The sequence below is a fragment of the Prochlorococcus marinus XMU1411 genome (assembly GCF_017696075.1).
GTDB classification, from domain to species: Bacteria; Cyanobacteriota; Cyanobacteriia; order PCC-6307; family Cyanobiaceae; genus Prochlorococcus_A; species Prochlorococcus_A marinus_V.
The window spans coordinates 488,650-501,913 of record NZ_JAAORI010000003.1 but is presented as its reverse complement, the minus strand read 5'-3'; the positions used below and the strand labels follow the sequence as shown (position 1 = coordinate 501,913).

Below are 13,264 nucleotides of genomic sequence, written 5' to 3'. Positions count from 1 at the left end.
ATTTTTTATTAAAAATTTAAATGAATGTTATTCCCTTTTCAAGGAAAGTGCAAACCCATGCATCGTAACCTTTATCTTTAAATAATTTATAATTTGCAGTTAATTCTTTTTTAGCAGTCTCTATATCTTTAAAAAGTGCAAAGCATGTAGGGCCTGATCCACTCATTGAAAATGTGAGACAATTCTCTAATTTAGATAGTAAATATAATGACTGCTTTACAGAATCATTTTCATTTTCAACAATTAACTGCAAATCATTTTTAATAGATAAGTGTTGATTATCAAAATTTAAGTTATTTAAAACATTATCTCTTAAATTTTTTCTTATCTTCTCAATCATTTCTCTATCACTAAGATATTGATCACAATAACTATTACTGTATTTTTTATAAGTTTGAGCTGTAGATATTGATACTTTTGGATTTTTTAAAAGAATTACTCCATATTCAAAGTTTGAATCTAATTTCTCCAAAATTTCTCCTCTTCCAAAACATAATTGAATACCACCATTTATAAAAAAGGGAATATCAGATCCTAAAGTTGATGCTAATGAACATAGAGTTTCTTGATCTAACTTCAAATCCCATAACTTATTAAGACCAATTAATGTTGCTGCTGCATTACTGGATCCACCAGCTAATCCTGCGCCAATTGGAATATTTTTCCTTAAAAATATATTCGCACCGTAATCTATATTTGATTTTTTCCTTAATAGATTTGCAGATTTAACAATTAAGTTATCATCAGATAAGCTTAAATCATCACAATCAGACTCAAGTTTAATTAAACCTTTATTATTAATTTCAAATTCTAAATAATCAGAAAGATCGATATTTTGCATAATCATTGCTAACTCATGGAATCCATCCTCTCTTTTACCAATAACTTCAAGGTGCAAATTTATTTTGGCAGGAGATTTTATATTAATTTTCGTTTTAGCTAAATCTTGCATATACTTAAATTTTTATTTTTTAATTTTAATACAATTTTCTGCAAGCTTAATCCATTGGTCAATTGAAATATCTTGTGGTCTTAAATTAAAACAAACTTTTGAAGATTCAGATAATTCATTTAGTTCTTCATTTGAAAGTATTGAATTAAGAGTATTTCTAAGCATTTTTCTTCTTGAATTAAATGAAATTCGAAGAAGTTTATCAATATATTTTTCTAGACTAATATCTAATCTTAAATCATTTTTAATTGGTTCGAAAACTACTAAAGAAGAAAAAACTTTTGGAGGCGGATTAAATGATGAAGGCGGCACATCACATATTCTTTTTATTTTTGATAAAAGTTGCATTCTTATACTAAGCGCACCAGCATTGGGACTACCTTCTTTTGACAAAATCCTATCTACAACGTCTTTCTGCATTAAAAAAATTATTTTTTCGTAATTATAGTTTTTTATAATGCCCAATCTACCTATGAAAATATCCAATATTGGGCCAGTTATATTGTAAGGAATATTTGCAATCACTTTTGTAATCTTCTTATTAATCGAATCTAAATTTACAGAAAGAATATCTCCCTGCTGCAGTGAAAACTTTTCATTACTATTGAATTTATCATTTAATAAATTTATTAAATCTTTATCTAATTCAATCGCATGTAATTTTTTTATTTCTGAATCTAATAACTTAGATGTTAAAGCTCCTTTACCAGGACCAATTTCTAAAATAAAGTCATTTTCATTAAGAACAGCAATTTCTCTAATTTTTTCTAATATTTTTTTATTTACCAACCAGTGTTGTCCAAATCTTTTTTTTTGATGATAGTTTTTAGAATTCATCCAAAAGATAAATAATATGTTTAAATTAAATATGAATTTATTTAATACTCTATATCATGAGCTTATCAAAAAAAAATTTAGATAAACTCAATAAATTTAAAAAAAAGAAAAATTTAAATAACGAAAGTACAAATATAAATAACACAAATATATCTAATAATGATAATTTAATCACCAATCGACTTAATTCAGAAGATCCCAATCAAATTTTTTATTCATTAATTGATAATTCAGATACTTTAGAAGAGACTTCTAATGTTAATAATTCACTAAGAAAAAGTGAGATTAATCACATTAATATGAATTCTAAAAAAGATAATTTTCCCAAGAGATTATCAACCGAAGATGAACTATATGATGAATTTAATTATCTTCTTGATGAATAATTAGTTTTAATATTTACTTATGCTTCAAAGTAATAGATTAGCAATTTATGCTATAGGCAAAATAAAGAAACTTTGGATTAGAGATGGAATTAATCAATACAAAAAAAGAATGCCTGAACTTATGATTAATGAGTTAAAGACTTTTAATTTAAATAATCTTAGATCCAATAATAATATTATTATCTGCCTAAGCGAAGAAGGGAAACAGTTTAATTCAGTTGAACTATGTTCTTTACTCCTAAATTTTAAGAATAAAAAAATTAATTTCCTAATCGGTGATACTGATGGTATTAGTTCAGATATAAAAAAAAATTCAGATATTATACTAAGTCTCTCTCCTTTAACTTTTCCTCATGAATTAGCCAGATTAATCCTAATCGAGCAAATCTATAGAGCTGTCTCTATATCTAACAACACCCCTTACCATCGTTCTTAAAAAGATTAGATTTAATATAAAATTAATCTATAAAACTTTAATAAATAACTATTTTTTAAATTTTTATTATATAGTACATATATACTATTAATTTAAGTCTTGGATTTCATTAATTCAACTACTAAAAAGTTCAGAATTCCCTTATTAAATGATTCGATATCTGCAGGATTTCCTTCTCCCGCAGATGACTATACGGAAGAAAATATTGATTTAAATGAACATTTAATATCTAATCCGTTTAGCACTTTTTTTCTTAGAGTTAAAGGTGACTCAATGATAAATGCAGGAATTAAAGATAAAGATTTAATAATAGTAGACAAGAGTTTAATAGCCAAGCCAGGGAATATTGTCATTGCAATGATAGACGGGGAATTTACAATAAAAAGATTATCTATAAAAAATGATGAATTATATTTAAAAGCAGAAAATCATAATTATCCTGATTTTAGATTTAAAAACCATATTGATGTACAGATATGGGGAGTTGTTATTTATTCAATACATAGCTATTTATGAGAGTTTCAAGTATTGATGCTATAGCTCTTATAGATGCTAATAATTTTTATGCCTCATGTGAACAAAATATTAATCCTAATTTAAGAAATAAACCAGTAGTAATTTTATCTAATAATGACGGATGTATCATTGCGAGAAGTCCTGAAGCGCGAGCTTTAAAAATTAAAATGGGAACTCCTTATTTTAAGGTCAAAGAAAAATTAAATAAATTAGATGTAGCAGTATTAAGCTCAAACTACTCGCTTTACGGCGATATGAGCAGAAGGCTTATGAATTTACTAAAAAACCACTGTGACGGAATAGAAATTTATTCTATTGACGAAGCATTTATCTCAATTTCTAGACCTAATGACAAAAATCTATATCCTTGGGCAAGAAACATAAGATCATTAATATATCAGAATCTAGGGATTACCATAACAGTAGGAATAGGAGAAAATAAAGTAAGAGCAAAAATCGCTAATAAATTAGCTAAAAATATTGATTATTCAGCTGGAATATTTGATTTAGCTAGAACCAGAAATGAGAATAATTATTTAAAAAGAATTAGTGTAGATAAGATATGGGGGGTTGGCAAACAAACCTCTAATTGGTTGCAAAGTAAAGGTATTAAAAATGCTAGAGAATTAAAAGATATGGAAGAAAATGAAATCATCAAGAAACTAGGCATAGTAGGAAAAAGATTGCAATTAGAACTGAAAGGGTATAAATGTCTGCCTATAGAAAAACACAATAAATCAAAAAAAGAAATTCAGGTAAGCAGGAGTTTCGGTACTCCTGTTACAAAATTAGAAGACTTAACTCAAGCACTGGCAACTCACGCAATAAAAGCATCTGAAAAAATGAGAAGTCAGAATTTGCAATCATCTAATATTAGAGTATTTGCCAGGACCAGTAAATATTCAAATCAAAATTATCAAAGAAGTGCTCATAGAAAACTTACAAATGCAACAGACGACACAAACAGCATTTTAAAAATAGTAGTTGAATTATCTAAAGAAATTTACAATCCTGATTATAAATTTTCAAAAGCTGGTGTTCTAATGCAGGATTTAACTAATAGCGAATATTTACAGCAATCAGTTATCAATTACAAATCTCAGAAAGACCTAAACAAATCAGTAAATCTCATGAGGACTATTGATTTATTAAATAAAAGATTTAATAACAATGCAATTACATGGGCTATCACAAAAACGCCAAAAAGTTGGACGATGAATAAGAATTTCTTAAGTCGCTCATCTACAACTGATATAAAACAGATCCCGACTATATTAAATTAAAAAAATAAAATGGAATTTATTATATTTTTAAGCAAATTAGATAAAGAGATTCTTGACTTATTAATAAAGGCAAACTACATAGTTGAAGAAAATAAAATTGAATGTCTCTTAAATAAAGAAATAAAAGGACTACATAATTTTGTAGAAAATAAAATAATAATATGTACTGAAAATGCAAAAAGGAAAACGAATTATAGAAATAAAAAGCGGCTACCGAACAAAGATAATTTCAAAACAGAATTGGCGATAAGAAAAGCATTAAGACACGAAGCTACTCATGCTATACAAAAATGTAACGACAATAAGATAGTTGGGGATATAAAAAATTTAGAAACTAAATTACATCAAAGTAAGATGAGATCATTAATGTTCTCTACATCCAATTTTTCTGGAACTTATGCAAAAGAAGTAGAAGCTTATATTCTTGAAGATAAGCCCAAAAAGGTAAAAAATATGATTAAAAAATACTGTCTATAGATTTAAATAAAATATGTTAACTAGCAATAAAATTACCACAGCGTTGTTTATCTAAAAAATTTATATGTTGTCTTTCTAAATAATATAATTCCTGGAATTTAATCGCATCTGAGTTTAAATCATTAAAAAGATCATCTATCTCTTTATTAGTGCCTGAGACACCTGAAGAAGGATTATCAATTAAGATGGATATACAATTTTCTAAAGTTTTTAATCTTTGTGATCCCCAAGATTCAATCAAATGTCTACATCTTTTTAAAGAATTATATTTCTCAAGAAGTGATAAAGTTCCGAGTAAATTATCTTTAGGATTACTGAGCAATGTTAAAAACAACTCATCTGGATTAACAAAATTATTAATTTTATTTAATGATTCAGGATTATAAAGAGTTAAGTAATCAGCAAGAAGTGAAATCAAGTCAATAGAAGAAAAATCTTTATGAAGATTTTGACTATTTGATTGTTTTAATTCATTTAAATAATTTAAACCCAATTTATTTTCTTCGATTTTAGAAATAGCTTCCCATAAATCTTGAATATAATTAGTATTAAAACTATTAATTTCTCTTTTGAGAAATTCATCACGAATAAATAGCCGAAGATCAGGGCAATGCAAATAATAAAAGATTATTTCCGATTCATTTTTCTCACGCCGAGAAATTTCATTTGGTTGTTCAAATTTTTTTGATCTACCATGCCAACGAAATCCCTTAACTTGATTTCTTAAATCTTGTTCAAACTGTATAGCTAACCTAGCTTGTCCTTTACTCAATCGTTCAGAAACTTTTTGTAAGTAATGCGTTCTTGTTGACGATTGGGGTAATTTGCTCAAGAGTTTAACCAATGAAGAAGTAACAGTCTGGAAATTTTCTGACTTAGTTAAATCTTTATCTTTAAAGATCTGATCAATCTCCCAATCAATCCAAAAAGATGAATTATCAATTAAATTAAAATAGTCTTCAGGAGTATGACTATTCAAAAATTCGTCAGGATCTTTAAAATCATTAAGTTGAAGTATCTTAAGATTAATTTGATCTTGGAGAGATAAGTTTTCAACTTCTTTTATTACTCTTTTCGTAGCTAATGTTCCTGCATTATCAGAATCAAAATTCAAGATTATATTTTTATTATCTGTACATCTACATAGTTGAGAAATTTGATACTTATTTAATGCGGTACCGAGAGAAGCTACAGAATTAGTAATACCTTTTGAATGAAGAGCTATTACATCAAAGTATCCTTCAACAATAATAGCCTTATCTCTTTTTCTTATATTGCTAGATGCTTTTTCAAATGCAAACAACATTTTCCCTTTTTCAAAGATCTCTGATTCAGGAGAATTAAGGTATTTGGGTTCCTGTCCATCAAGAGATCTTCCTCCAAAGGCAACTACACGTCCCTGCGTATCATGAATTGGAACAATTAATCTATTTCTAAAACGATCATAAATCTTGTCAGAATTATCTTTAGAAATTGCAAGACCTGAAGCCAATATTAAATTAATAGGAAATTTTTCTACCTTGGATAAATAGTTAAATAAATCATTCCATGAATTTGGTGCAAAACCTAATTCAAAGTCATCAATTATTTTATTACTCAAGTTTCTTTTGGATGTTAAATATTTCATAGCTTCAACACCTAGAGAATTATTTAATTGAGAATTAAACCAATTTTTAGTGACTCTTAATATTTTATAAAGCTCTTCCTTTCTAGATAATTGTTTTTTATAAGCTTCTACCTGGGGACCCTCGAGATTTTCAACATTAATATTATTCTTCTTAGCAAGAGAAAGTACAACATCAGAAAAATTTGCACGTGTAAATTCCATTAAAAATTTAATAGAGTTACCACCAGCACCACAAGAAAAACAATAATAGAATTGTTTACTTGGTGATACTGTCATAGATGGCTTAGTATCATCATGAAAAGGACAAATCCCAACAAATTCCTTACCTTTCTTCTTAAGAACAATATGTTCAGATATGACGTCAACAATATCTGCCTTTTCCTTAACCTCTTGAATAGTTCTGGGGTGTATAGAATGAACCATTGAGATTTTTATCAAAAAATAAATAATGATTTATTTGTTATAGGTCAAAATCAAATAAGAATCTACTTAATTTCACAATAAAACTATTTTTTAAAAATGATAAATTTTACAGAATTAGAAAAAAAATTTAATTCATTGAATAAGTTTAATTTATTATTTGCCTCATTCTTCTTCAGTTTGATGACTTTGTGCGTAAAAAATATTGATAAAAGGATACCTATTTATGAATTAGTTTTATTCAGATCATTATTAAGTTTAATAATTACATTAGTCATAATTAAACTTAAAAATATAAATCCATGGGGCAAAAACAAACCATTACTTATCATAAGAGGTGTTTTAGGAACTTCAGCTTTAATTTGTATTTTTTTTGCGATAAGAAATATGCCTCTTAGTATATCTACTGTCATTCAGTACACATATCCTATTTTTATTTCTATATTTGCTGGCATATTTATAAACGAAAAAATAAATCGTAATATAATTTTTGCTTTAATTATTGGCTGGATTGGAATATTAATAATAATAAATCCAAGTCAATTATCAAATATTAACGTTGAAATTGAAAAAGTTTCGATTTTTATAGCATTTCTTGGAGCAATCTGCACTGCATTGGCTTACGTTACAGTTAAGAAACTTTCATTTACTGAAGATGTTTATGTAATTATTGAATATTTTCCACTGGTTTCTTTTGTAACTTTATTGCCAATTGTATTAATCAACTGGGTTACCCCAAATTGGAATGATTTAGTTTGGATAATTGGTATTGGCTTATTTACTCAATTAGGTCAGACTTTTTTAACTGTAGGATTAAAAAACTTGCCTGCTTCTGAAGCTTCAACTATTAACTATTTGCAAGTTTTATTCGGTTCAATTTGGGGGATTTTGTTTTTCAGCGAAATAATTAACATAAATTTTTTATTAGGTTCATCACTAGTTTTATTAGGAACTATTATATCTACTACCAAAAAAATAAAAAGGACATAGAATATTAAATAGAATAAAAAAAAATGGTGAAATTTCTTTATTTATCTATTTTGTTTTGTTTTTCTCCTATTGTTCAAGTGAATGCTTCAACTCCAAAGTCTGTGACATGTACAAGAACTGAGTATAGAGAAGAATATATTCCTGGAACAAAGTCAAAGCCAGGCTATGTAAAAAGTTATGAAATCGACGTTGTTATCCCCTGTGGAGGTCAAAGTCAAGCTGAAAAAATAGATGATAATGATTGTAGTGAAGGTTCTGTTATTGGAGGTATTCTTGGTGCAGGAATAGCACTTTCTTCCTCTAGAGGAAAAGATAGATTTTGGGCCGTACCAGCTGGAGGAACTGCAGGAGCTCTAATTGGTTGTCAGGTGGATGGTGGTTAATTGATTAGCTGGATAAGCGGAGAATTGGTTGAATTATGGCAAACTAATCAAAAATTTTTTGTCCTAGTAAATTGTCAAGGATTAGGATACGAAATACAAATACTGGAGTCCTTTTTTCTCAAATTAAAAACAAATCAGATATCTAATAAAAACATCAATCTTTGGATAAAACATATTAAGAAAGAAGATTCTGATTTATTATTTGGCTTTACATCAAAAGATCAAAAAAATTTTTTTATTGAAATTTTAAGTATCCGAGGAGTTGGATCTCAAATTGGTATGGGGATATTAAATAAATTTTCTTTTAGTGAAGTTATCAAAGCAATAAAAACACAAAACAAAAAATTAATTAGATCCGTACCTGGAATAGGACAAAAAATGAGTGATCGGTTAATTTTAGAATTAAAAACTAAATTTGAAAATGAAATACAATTTGAAGAAGAAAAAGGAAATGATCAATTAGAGATTAATAATCCTGAAATTAATAAAATGATGGAAGACCTTCAGTTAACCCTTCAATCATTAAATTACAAAAATAAAGAAATAAAGGCTATTTTGCCAATTCTTATTAAAGAAATAGATCTTCTAACAAAAAAAGAAAATAATTTATCATTTGAAAATTTATTAAAATTAGCTATGAACTATCTAGATAAGGATAGTAGTAATTTAGCTAGTTAACGTAGTATCATAGAACAAAAGAAAATAAATCCTATGTCATTAGACACAGCCGAAAAACAGAAGCTGATTGAAACCCACCAAGTACATCCAACTGATACAGGGTCAGCTGAAGTGCAAGTAGCAATGCTTTCTAAAAGAATATCTAAATTAAGTGACCACCTTCAGGGAAACATTCATGATTTCGCTTCAAGGCAAGGATTATTAAAAATGATTGGTAAAAGGAAAAGATTGTTATCTTATATAAAAGACAAAAACGTTCAGAGATATCAAGAACTAGTAAAGAAAATTGGAATCAGAGGATGATTTCAATTAATGAAAAAAAAGCAATCTAAAAAAAAGACACAAATTAAAAAGAAAAAAAATTATTCCGATAAAACTGCCTTTGCTAATCTAGAAAAAACATCTAATAATACAACTACACCAAAACGTTCATCAAATGGGATACCTAAATATGTTGCTGATAGAATGGCAAGAAGAATATTTTTTACAGCAGGAATACCGACCATACTAGGGATGTCGGTTTTTGTTGTTAGCTACATTATCGTTACAAGAAATATAGCTGAAATACCTCCTTCCTCAACAATTGCAATTTCAGCATTATTTTTCTTGTTAGGACTAGCAGGATTGAGTTTTGGAATATTATCAGCTAGTTGGGATAAAGAACCTGGATCATTTTTTGGTATTGAAAATATTCCAATGAACATACAACGTGCAAAAGCAGCCTTCAAACCTGCAACTCAAAATTTCGAGGATAAAAGTTAATCTAGGAAACTAAAGATTTCAAGTTAACCTGGAATGATTTATCCTCTAGTAATTTGCATGCTCCATTAATATCTCCAATACAGAATTGTTCGCCAAATTTAACATAGGTAACACTATTTTTGTTTCTTACTGCAGCTAAAACTGGAATCTTTACTCCACATCTACCTTTATCTGGTTTAAATTTAATTAGACAATCTCTTAAAGTATTTTGTACTCTTACATCTGATGCTTGAGAACTTTCAAGATTAATTATAAGCAATTTAAGGTTATCTATTTCTCTACAATCATCAATAATTAATTGAGTCTTATCACTTTTTTTATCAATTGTACCCCATACCAATAATCTAGTATCAGTCAAGAGAAATTCTGATAATCTTACATAGGTTTTTGGAAAAACTATTGCTTCGCAACTTCCAGAAAGATCTTCTAACTGAACTATAGCCATCCTATCTCCTTTTCTCGTTGTGATTTGCTTCAAATCAGGGATCATCCCAACTAAAGATACTTTTGTTCTATCTTTTATTTCTTCTAACTGAGAAACGCTTATAGGTGATATAAGTTTTGCTGGTTTAGTTAAATGCTTTAGAGGATGATCAGATAAGTAAAAGCCTAATAGCTGCTTTTCTAACTTTAACTTTTCAATAAGTGAATAATCATCAACCTTAGCTAATTGTGAATCTGAAAAAGCAACATTAGAAAATTCTTCTTTAGAGTCAAATAGATTTCCTTGCCCAGATAATCTATCACGATTTCTTGAAGAAGCCCACTCAATAACATGTTCGAGATCTGACAATAATTGAGCTCTATTATTATCATTTGAAAACTCATCTAGTGCACCACAATGAATTAGAGATTCAAGACTTCTTTTGTTAAGAACATTAGAAGGCAAACGATCGCACAAATCTGATAATGACTTAAAGATTCCAAAACTATTACGATTTTCTATTATATTTCTTATTGCAGAATCTCCTAAATTCTTAATTGCGGATAAACCAAATAAAATCTGATTATTCTTAATAGTGAAATCAAGCCCAGAAAAATTAATACTTGGAGAAATAACCTCTATTCCCATTGAGTAGCAATTAGAAATATATCTTTGCATCTTGTCGCTAGAGCCAGAATTTACACTTAAAAGCGCTGCCATGTATGCAACAGGAAAATGGGCTTTTAAAAATGCTGTTTGATAAGTTACTGCACCATAAGCAGTTGAGTGACTCTTATTAAAACAATATTCTGCGAATAAAACCATTTGATCAAAAAGATCATTTGCTAATTTTTCATTTACACCCTTCTTCATAGAACCGTCTACAAAAATATTCCTATGTTTGACCATCTCAGATACTTTCTTTTTACCCATTGCTCTTCGAAGTAAATCAGCATCACCTAAAGAATAACCGGCTAGGTCTTGAGCAATTTTCATGATTTGTTCCTGATAAACCATAATTCCATAGGTTTCAGTTAGAATTGACTCAATAAAAGGATGAGGGAAATCAATCTTTTCATTCCCATTTTTTCGATTTATGAATTTAGGTATAAGGCCTGCATCAAGAGGACCAGGTCTATAAAGAGCAAGTATGGACGAAATATCCTCAAGTGAGTTAGGTTTGAAATCCTTTACGACCTGTTTCATTCCAGAAGATTCAAGTTGAAAAACACCTTCAAGATCTCCTCTCCCAATAAGCTCAAAGGTTTTACCGTCATTTTGAGGTAAATCATCAATATTTATTTTCTTTCCAGTTGATTGATTAATAAGAGAAACTGTCTTTTCAATCATCGTAAGATTCTTAAGACCCAAGAAATCCATTTTCAATAATCCGAGTGATTCAATATCATCCATAGAATATTGGGTTATTATTTGTCCTTCATTATTCCTTTGAAGAGGTACAAGTTCGTCCAGAGGTTCTGAAGCGATAACAACTCCAGCAGCATGAACCCCATATGTTTTATTAGTTCCTTCAATTCTCAATGCCAAATCAACCCATTTTTTCACCCTATTATCATTAATATATTTTTCTCTAAACTCTTGGCTAGGAGAATTCTTATCAATCATTTCATTAAGTTTATAAGGTTTCCCTCTTACAACCGGTATTAACTTAGCCAATTTATCAGCCTCTCCATAAGGTATATCTAGAACTCTTGCGACATCTTTTAAAACCGCCTTTGAGGTCATTTTATTGAAAGTAATTATTTGCGCAACTTTATCCTCTCCATAACGATTAGTAACATAATCAATAACTTCATTTCTCCTATCAATACAAAAGTCGGTGTCAATATCTGGCATAGACTTTCTTGCTGGATTTAAAAATCTCTCAAACAATAATCCATGCTCAACAGGATCTATGTTTGTGATTTGAAGGGCATAAGCTACTAGTGAGCCTGCTGCAGAGCCTCTACCTGGCCCTACGGGGATAGAGTTATCTCTAGCAAATTTGATGTAATCCCAAACAACCAAAAAATAATCTGGAAAACCCATATTTTTTATAATTTTTAATTCAGTAGATAGTCTTTTTTTATAGCTCTCATCAACTTCTGTAAAATCATTCTTTTTAAGTCTTTTTAAAAGACCTTCATTAGATAATTGTGCTAGGAATGAAAATGAATCTGTATCTTCGTTAAGAGGGAATTTTGGCATTCTATAATTACCAAACAAATCAAATACTTCAACCTTTTGAGAAATTTCTACTGTATTGTTCACCGCTTCATTAATTGATTCATCATCAATATGATCTTTAAAGAGTTCAAGCATTTCATATTCACTTTTTATATATTCTGTACCGGTATATCTCAATCTTTTTTCATCACTTATTAGTTTTCCTGTTAAAACGCAAAGCAAAGCATCATGTGCTTCAACATCCATATTTGATAAATAGTGCGCGTCATTGGTAGCGATGACTTTTATTTGGTGCTTCTTCCCAATTTTTATTAATTCAACGTTAACAATTCTATCTTCGATAGAGCCGTGATCTTGTATTTCTAGATAAAAATCATCTGTAAATAATTTTTTATACCAAAGTGCTATATCCTCGGCTACATCTAATCTACCTTTTAAGATAGCCTGAGGTATCTCTCCACCAAGACAAGCTGTGGAAACTATTAGACCATCACTATATTTACTTAAAAGAGATTTATCAATACATGGTCTAGAAAAAATGCCTCGACCTCTCATCCCATTTAGGTGACTAATTGTTGTTAACTTTACTAGATTCTTATAACCAGTATAATTTTTTGCTAACACTACCAAATGATATCTTTTTTCTTTTTTAGGTTGAGGATCATCAATAGAACCATTAATTACGTACATTTCATTACCAATAATTGGTTTTATGCCTTTCTCTTTACACTTCTTGACCAAATCGAGAACACCATACATTACTCCATGATCAGTAAGAGCTATAGATTCCATTCCAAGATCGGAAGCTCTATCTACAATTTTTGAAATTTGACTGGCTCCATCAAGTAAGCTGTAGTCACTATGATTATGAAGCGGAACAAAACCCATATTCAAATAATTTATATA

General features: G+C 28.8%; 14 protein-coding genes. 10 read left to right on the top strand and 4 right to left on the bottom strand.

Annotated elements, in window-relative coordinates; translation table 11 throughout:
• Nucleotides 1-16 precede the first annotated feature (16 nt).
• Nucleotides 17-952: a 4-(cytidine 5'-diphospho)-2-C-methyl-D-erythritol kinase gene (ispE, locus tag HA145_RS04565; protein ID WP_209128054.1), complete on the bottom strand. Its 936-nt coding sequence runs from the start codon at nt 950-952 to the stop codon at nt 17-19.
• Between the two features lie 12 nt (nt 953-964).
• Entirely contained in the window at nt 965-1,789 is an 825-nt protein-coding gene (gene rsmA / locus HA145_RS04560; RefSeq protein ID WP_209128053.1) for a 16S rRNA (adenine(1518)-N(6)/adenine(1519)-N(6))-dimethyltransferase RsmA, read from the bottom strand.
• 56 nt (nt 1,790-1,845) lie between these two features.
• Here rsmA and HA145_RS04555 point away from each other — a divergent pair, with 56 nt between their 5' ends.
• The 5 genes from HA145_RS04555 (at nt 1,846) to HA145_RS04535 (ending at nt 4,887) form a co-directional block, all read left to right on the top strand.
• Nucleotides 1,846-2,175 (top strand): hypothetical protein, encoded by a 330-nt coding sequence (locus HA145_RS04555; protein WP_209128052.1) that lies wholly within the window; start codon nt 1,846-1,848, stop codon nt 2,173-2,175.
• A 19-nt stretch (nt 2,176-2,194) separates the two neighbouring features.
• A complete protein-coding gene (locus HA145_RS04550) occupies nt 2,195-2,611 on the top strand; it encodes a 23S rRNA (pseudouridine(1915)-N(3))-methyltransferase RlmH (RefSeq protein WP_209128051.1) in 417 nt (138 codons plus the stop codon).
• Between the two features lie 99 nt (nt 2,612-2,710).
• The gene (locus HA145_RS04545) at nt 2,711-3,127 is read left to right on the top strand and encodes a LexA family protein (RefSeq protein ID WP_209128050.1); all 417 of its coding nucleotides are present in this window, start codon (nt 2,711-2,713) and stop codon (nt 3,125-3,127) included.
• Nucleotides 3,124-4,410 carry a Y-family DNA polymerase gene (locus HA145_RS04540; RefSeq protein ID WP_209128049.1) on the top strand — a complete coding sequence of 429 codons (1,287 nt, stop codon included), beginning with the start codon at nt 3,124-3,126 and terminating at the stop codon, nt 4,408-4,410. The genes HA145_RS04545 and HA145_RS04540 overlap by 4 nt, the downstream gene beginning before the upstream one ends.
• A gap of 9 nt (nt 4,411-4,419) precedes the next feature.
• Nucleotides 4,420-4,887 (top strand): serine hydroxymethyltransferase, encoded by a 468-nt coding sequence (locus HA145_RS04535; protein ID WP_209128048.1) that lies wholly within the window; start codon nt 4,420-4,422, stop codon nt 4,885-4,887.
• 16 nt (nt 4,888-4,903) lie between these two features.
• Here the strand turns inward: HA145_RS04535 and dnaG are convergent, their stop codons facing one another.
• Nucleotides 4,904-6,937, bottom strand: coding sequence for a DNA primase (dnaG, locus tag HA145_RS04530; protein ID WP_209128047.1), 2,034 nt, complete (start codon nt 6,935-6,937; stop codon nt 4,904-4,906).
• Between the two features lie 96 nt (nt 6,938-7,033).
• Here dnaG and HA145_RS04525 point away from each other — a divergent pair, with 96 nt between their 5' ends.
• From HA145_RS04525 to HA145_RS04505, 5 genes are read left to right on the top strand one after another with little or no spacing between them, the layout of a single operon-like run.
• Complete coding sequence (locus HA145_RS04525; RefSeq protein ID WP_209128046.1) at nt 7,034-7,924, top strand: DMT family transporter; 891 nt, start codon at nt 7,034-7,036, stop codon at nt 7,922-7,924.
• A 23-nt stretch (nt 7,925-7,947) separates the two neighbouring features.
• Nucleotides 7,948-8,307, top strand: coding sequence for a glycine zipper 2TM domain-containing protein (locus tag HA145_RS04520; protein ID WP_209128045.1), 360 nt, complete (start codon nt 7,948-7,950; stop codon nt 8,305-8,307).
• Entirely contained in the window at nt 8,308-8,985 is a 678-nt protein-coding gene (ruvA, locus tag HA145_RS04515; RefSeq protein WP_209128044.1) for a Holliday junction branch migration protein RuvA, read from the top strand.
• A gap of 33 nt (nt 8,986-9,018) precedes the next feature.
• Complete coding sequence (gene rpsO, locus HA145_RS04510; RefSeq protein WP_209128043.1) at nt 9,019-9,288, top strand: 30S ribosomal protein S15; 270 nt, start codon at nt 9,019-9,021, stop codon at nt 9,286-9,288.
• A gap of 9 nt (nt 9,289-9,297) precedes the next feature.
• A complete protein-coding gene (locus HA145_RS04505) occupies nt 9,298-9,747 on the top strand; it encodes a PAM68 family protein (protein ID WP_209128042.1) in 450 nt (149 codons plus the stop codon).
• A 1-nt stretch (nt 9,748) separates the two neighbouring features.
• Here HA145_RS04505 and HA145_RS04500 read toward each other — a convergent pair whose 3' ends face one another.
• Complete coding sequence (locus HA145_RS04500; protein WP_209128041.1) at nt 9,749-13,246, bottom strand: DNA polymerase III subunit alpha; 3,498 nt, start codon at nt 13,244-13,246, stop codon at nt 9,749-9,751.
• Between the last annotated feature and the right edge of the window lie 18 nt (nt 13,247-13,264).

Excerpts from the sequence above, each read along its gene's own strand:
- ispE (WP_209128054.1), bottom strand. The coding sequence starts at position 952 with ATGCAAGATTTAGCTAAAACGAAAATTAATATAAAATCTCCTGCCAAA.
- rsmA (WP_209128053.1), bottom strand. The coding sequence starts at position 1,789 with ATGAATTCTAAAAACTATCATCAAAAAAAAAGATTTGGACAACACTGG.
- HA145_RS04555 (WP_209128052.1), top strand. The coding sequence starts at position 1,846 with ATGAGCTTATCAAAAAAAAATTTAGATAAACTCAATAAATTTAAAAAA.
- HA145_RS04550 (WP_209128051.1), top strand. The coding sequence starts at position 2,195 with ATGCTTCAAAGTAATAGATTAGCAATTTATGCTATAGGCAAAATAAAG.
- HA145_RS04540 (WP_209128049.1), top strand. The coding sequence starts at position 3,124 with ATGAGAGTTTCAAGTATTGATGCTATAGCTCTTATAGATGCTAATAAT.
- HA145_RS04535 (WP_209128048.1), top strand. The coding sequence starts at position 4,420 with ATGGAATTTATTATATTTTTAAGCAAATTAGATAAAGAGATTCTTGAC.
- dnaG (WP_209128047.1), bottom strand. The coding sequence starts at position 6,937 with ATGGTTCATTCTATACACCCCAGAACTATTCAAGAGGTTAAGGAAAAG.
- HA145_RS04525 (WP_209128046.1), top strand. The coding sequence starts at position 7,034 with ATGATAAATTTTACAGAATTAGAAAAAAAATTTAATTCATTGAATAAG.
- HA145_RS04520 (WP_209128045.1), top strand. The coding sequence starts at position 7,948 with ATGGTGAAATTTCTTTATTTATCTATTTTGTTTTGTTTTTCTCCTATT.
- rpsO (WP_209128043.1), top strand. The coding sequence starts at position 9,019 with ATGTCATTAGACACAGCCGAAAAACAGAAGCTGATTGAAACCCACCAA.
- HA145_RS04505 (WP_209128042.1), top strand. The coding sequence starts at position 9,298 with ATGAAAAAAAAGCAATCTAAAAAAAAGACACAAATTAAAAAGAAAAAA.
- HA145_RS04500 (WP_209128041.1), bottom strand. The coding sequence starts at position 13,246 with ATGGGTTTTGTTCCGCTTCATAATCATAGTGACTACAGCTTACTTGAT.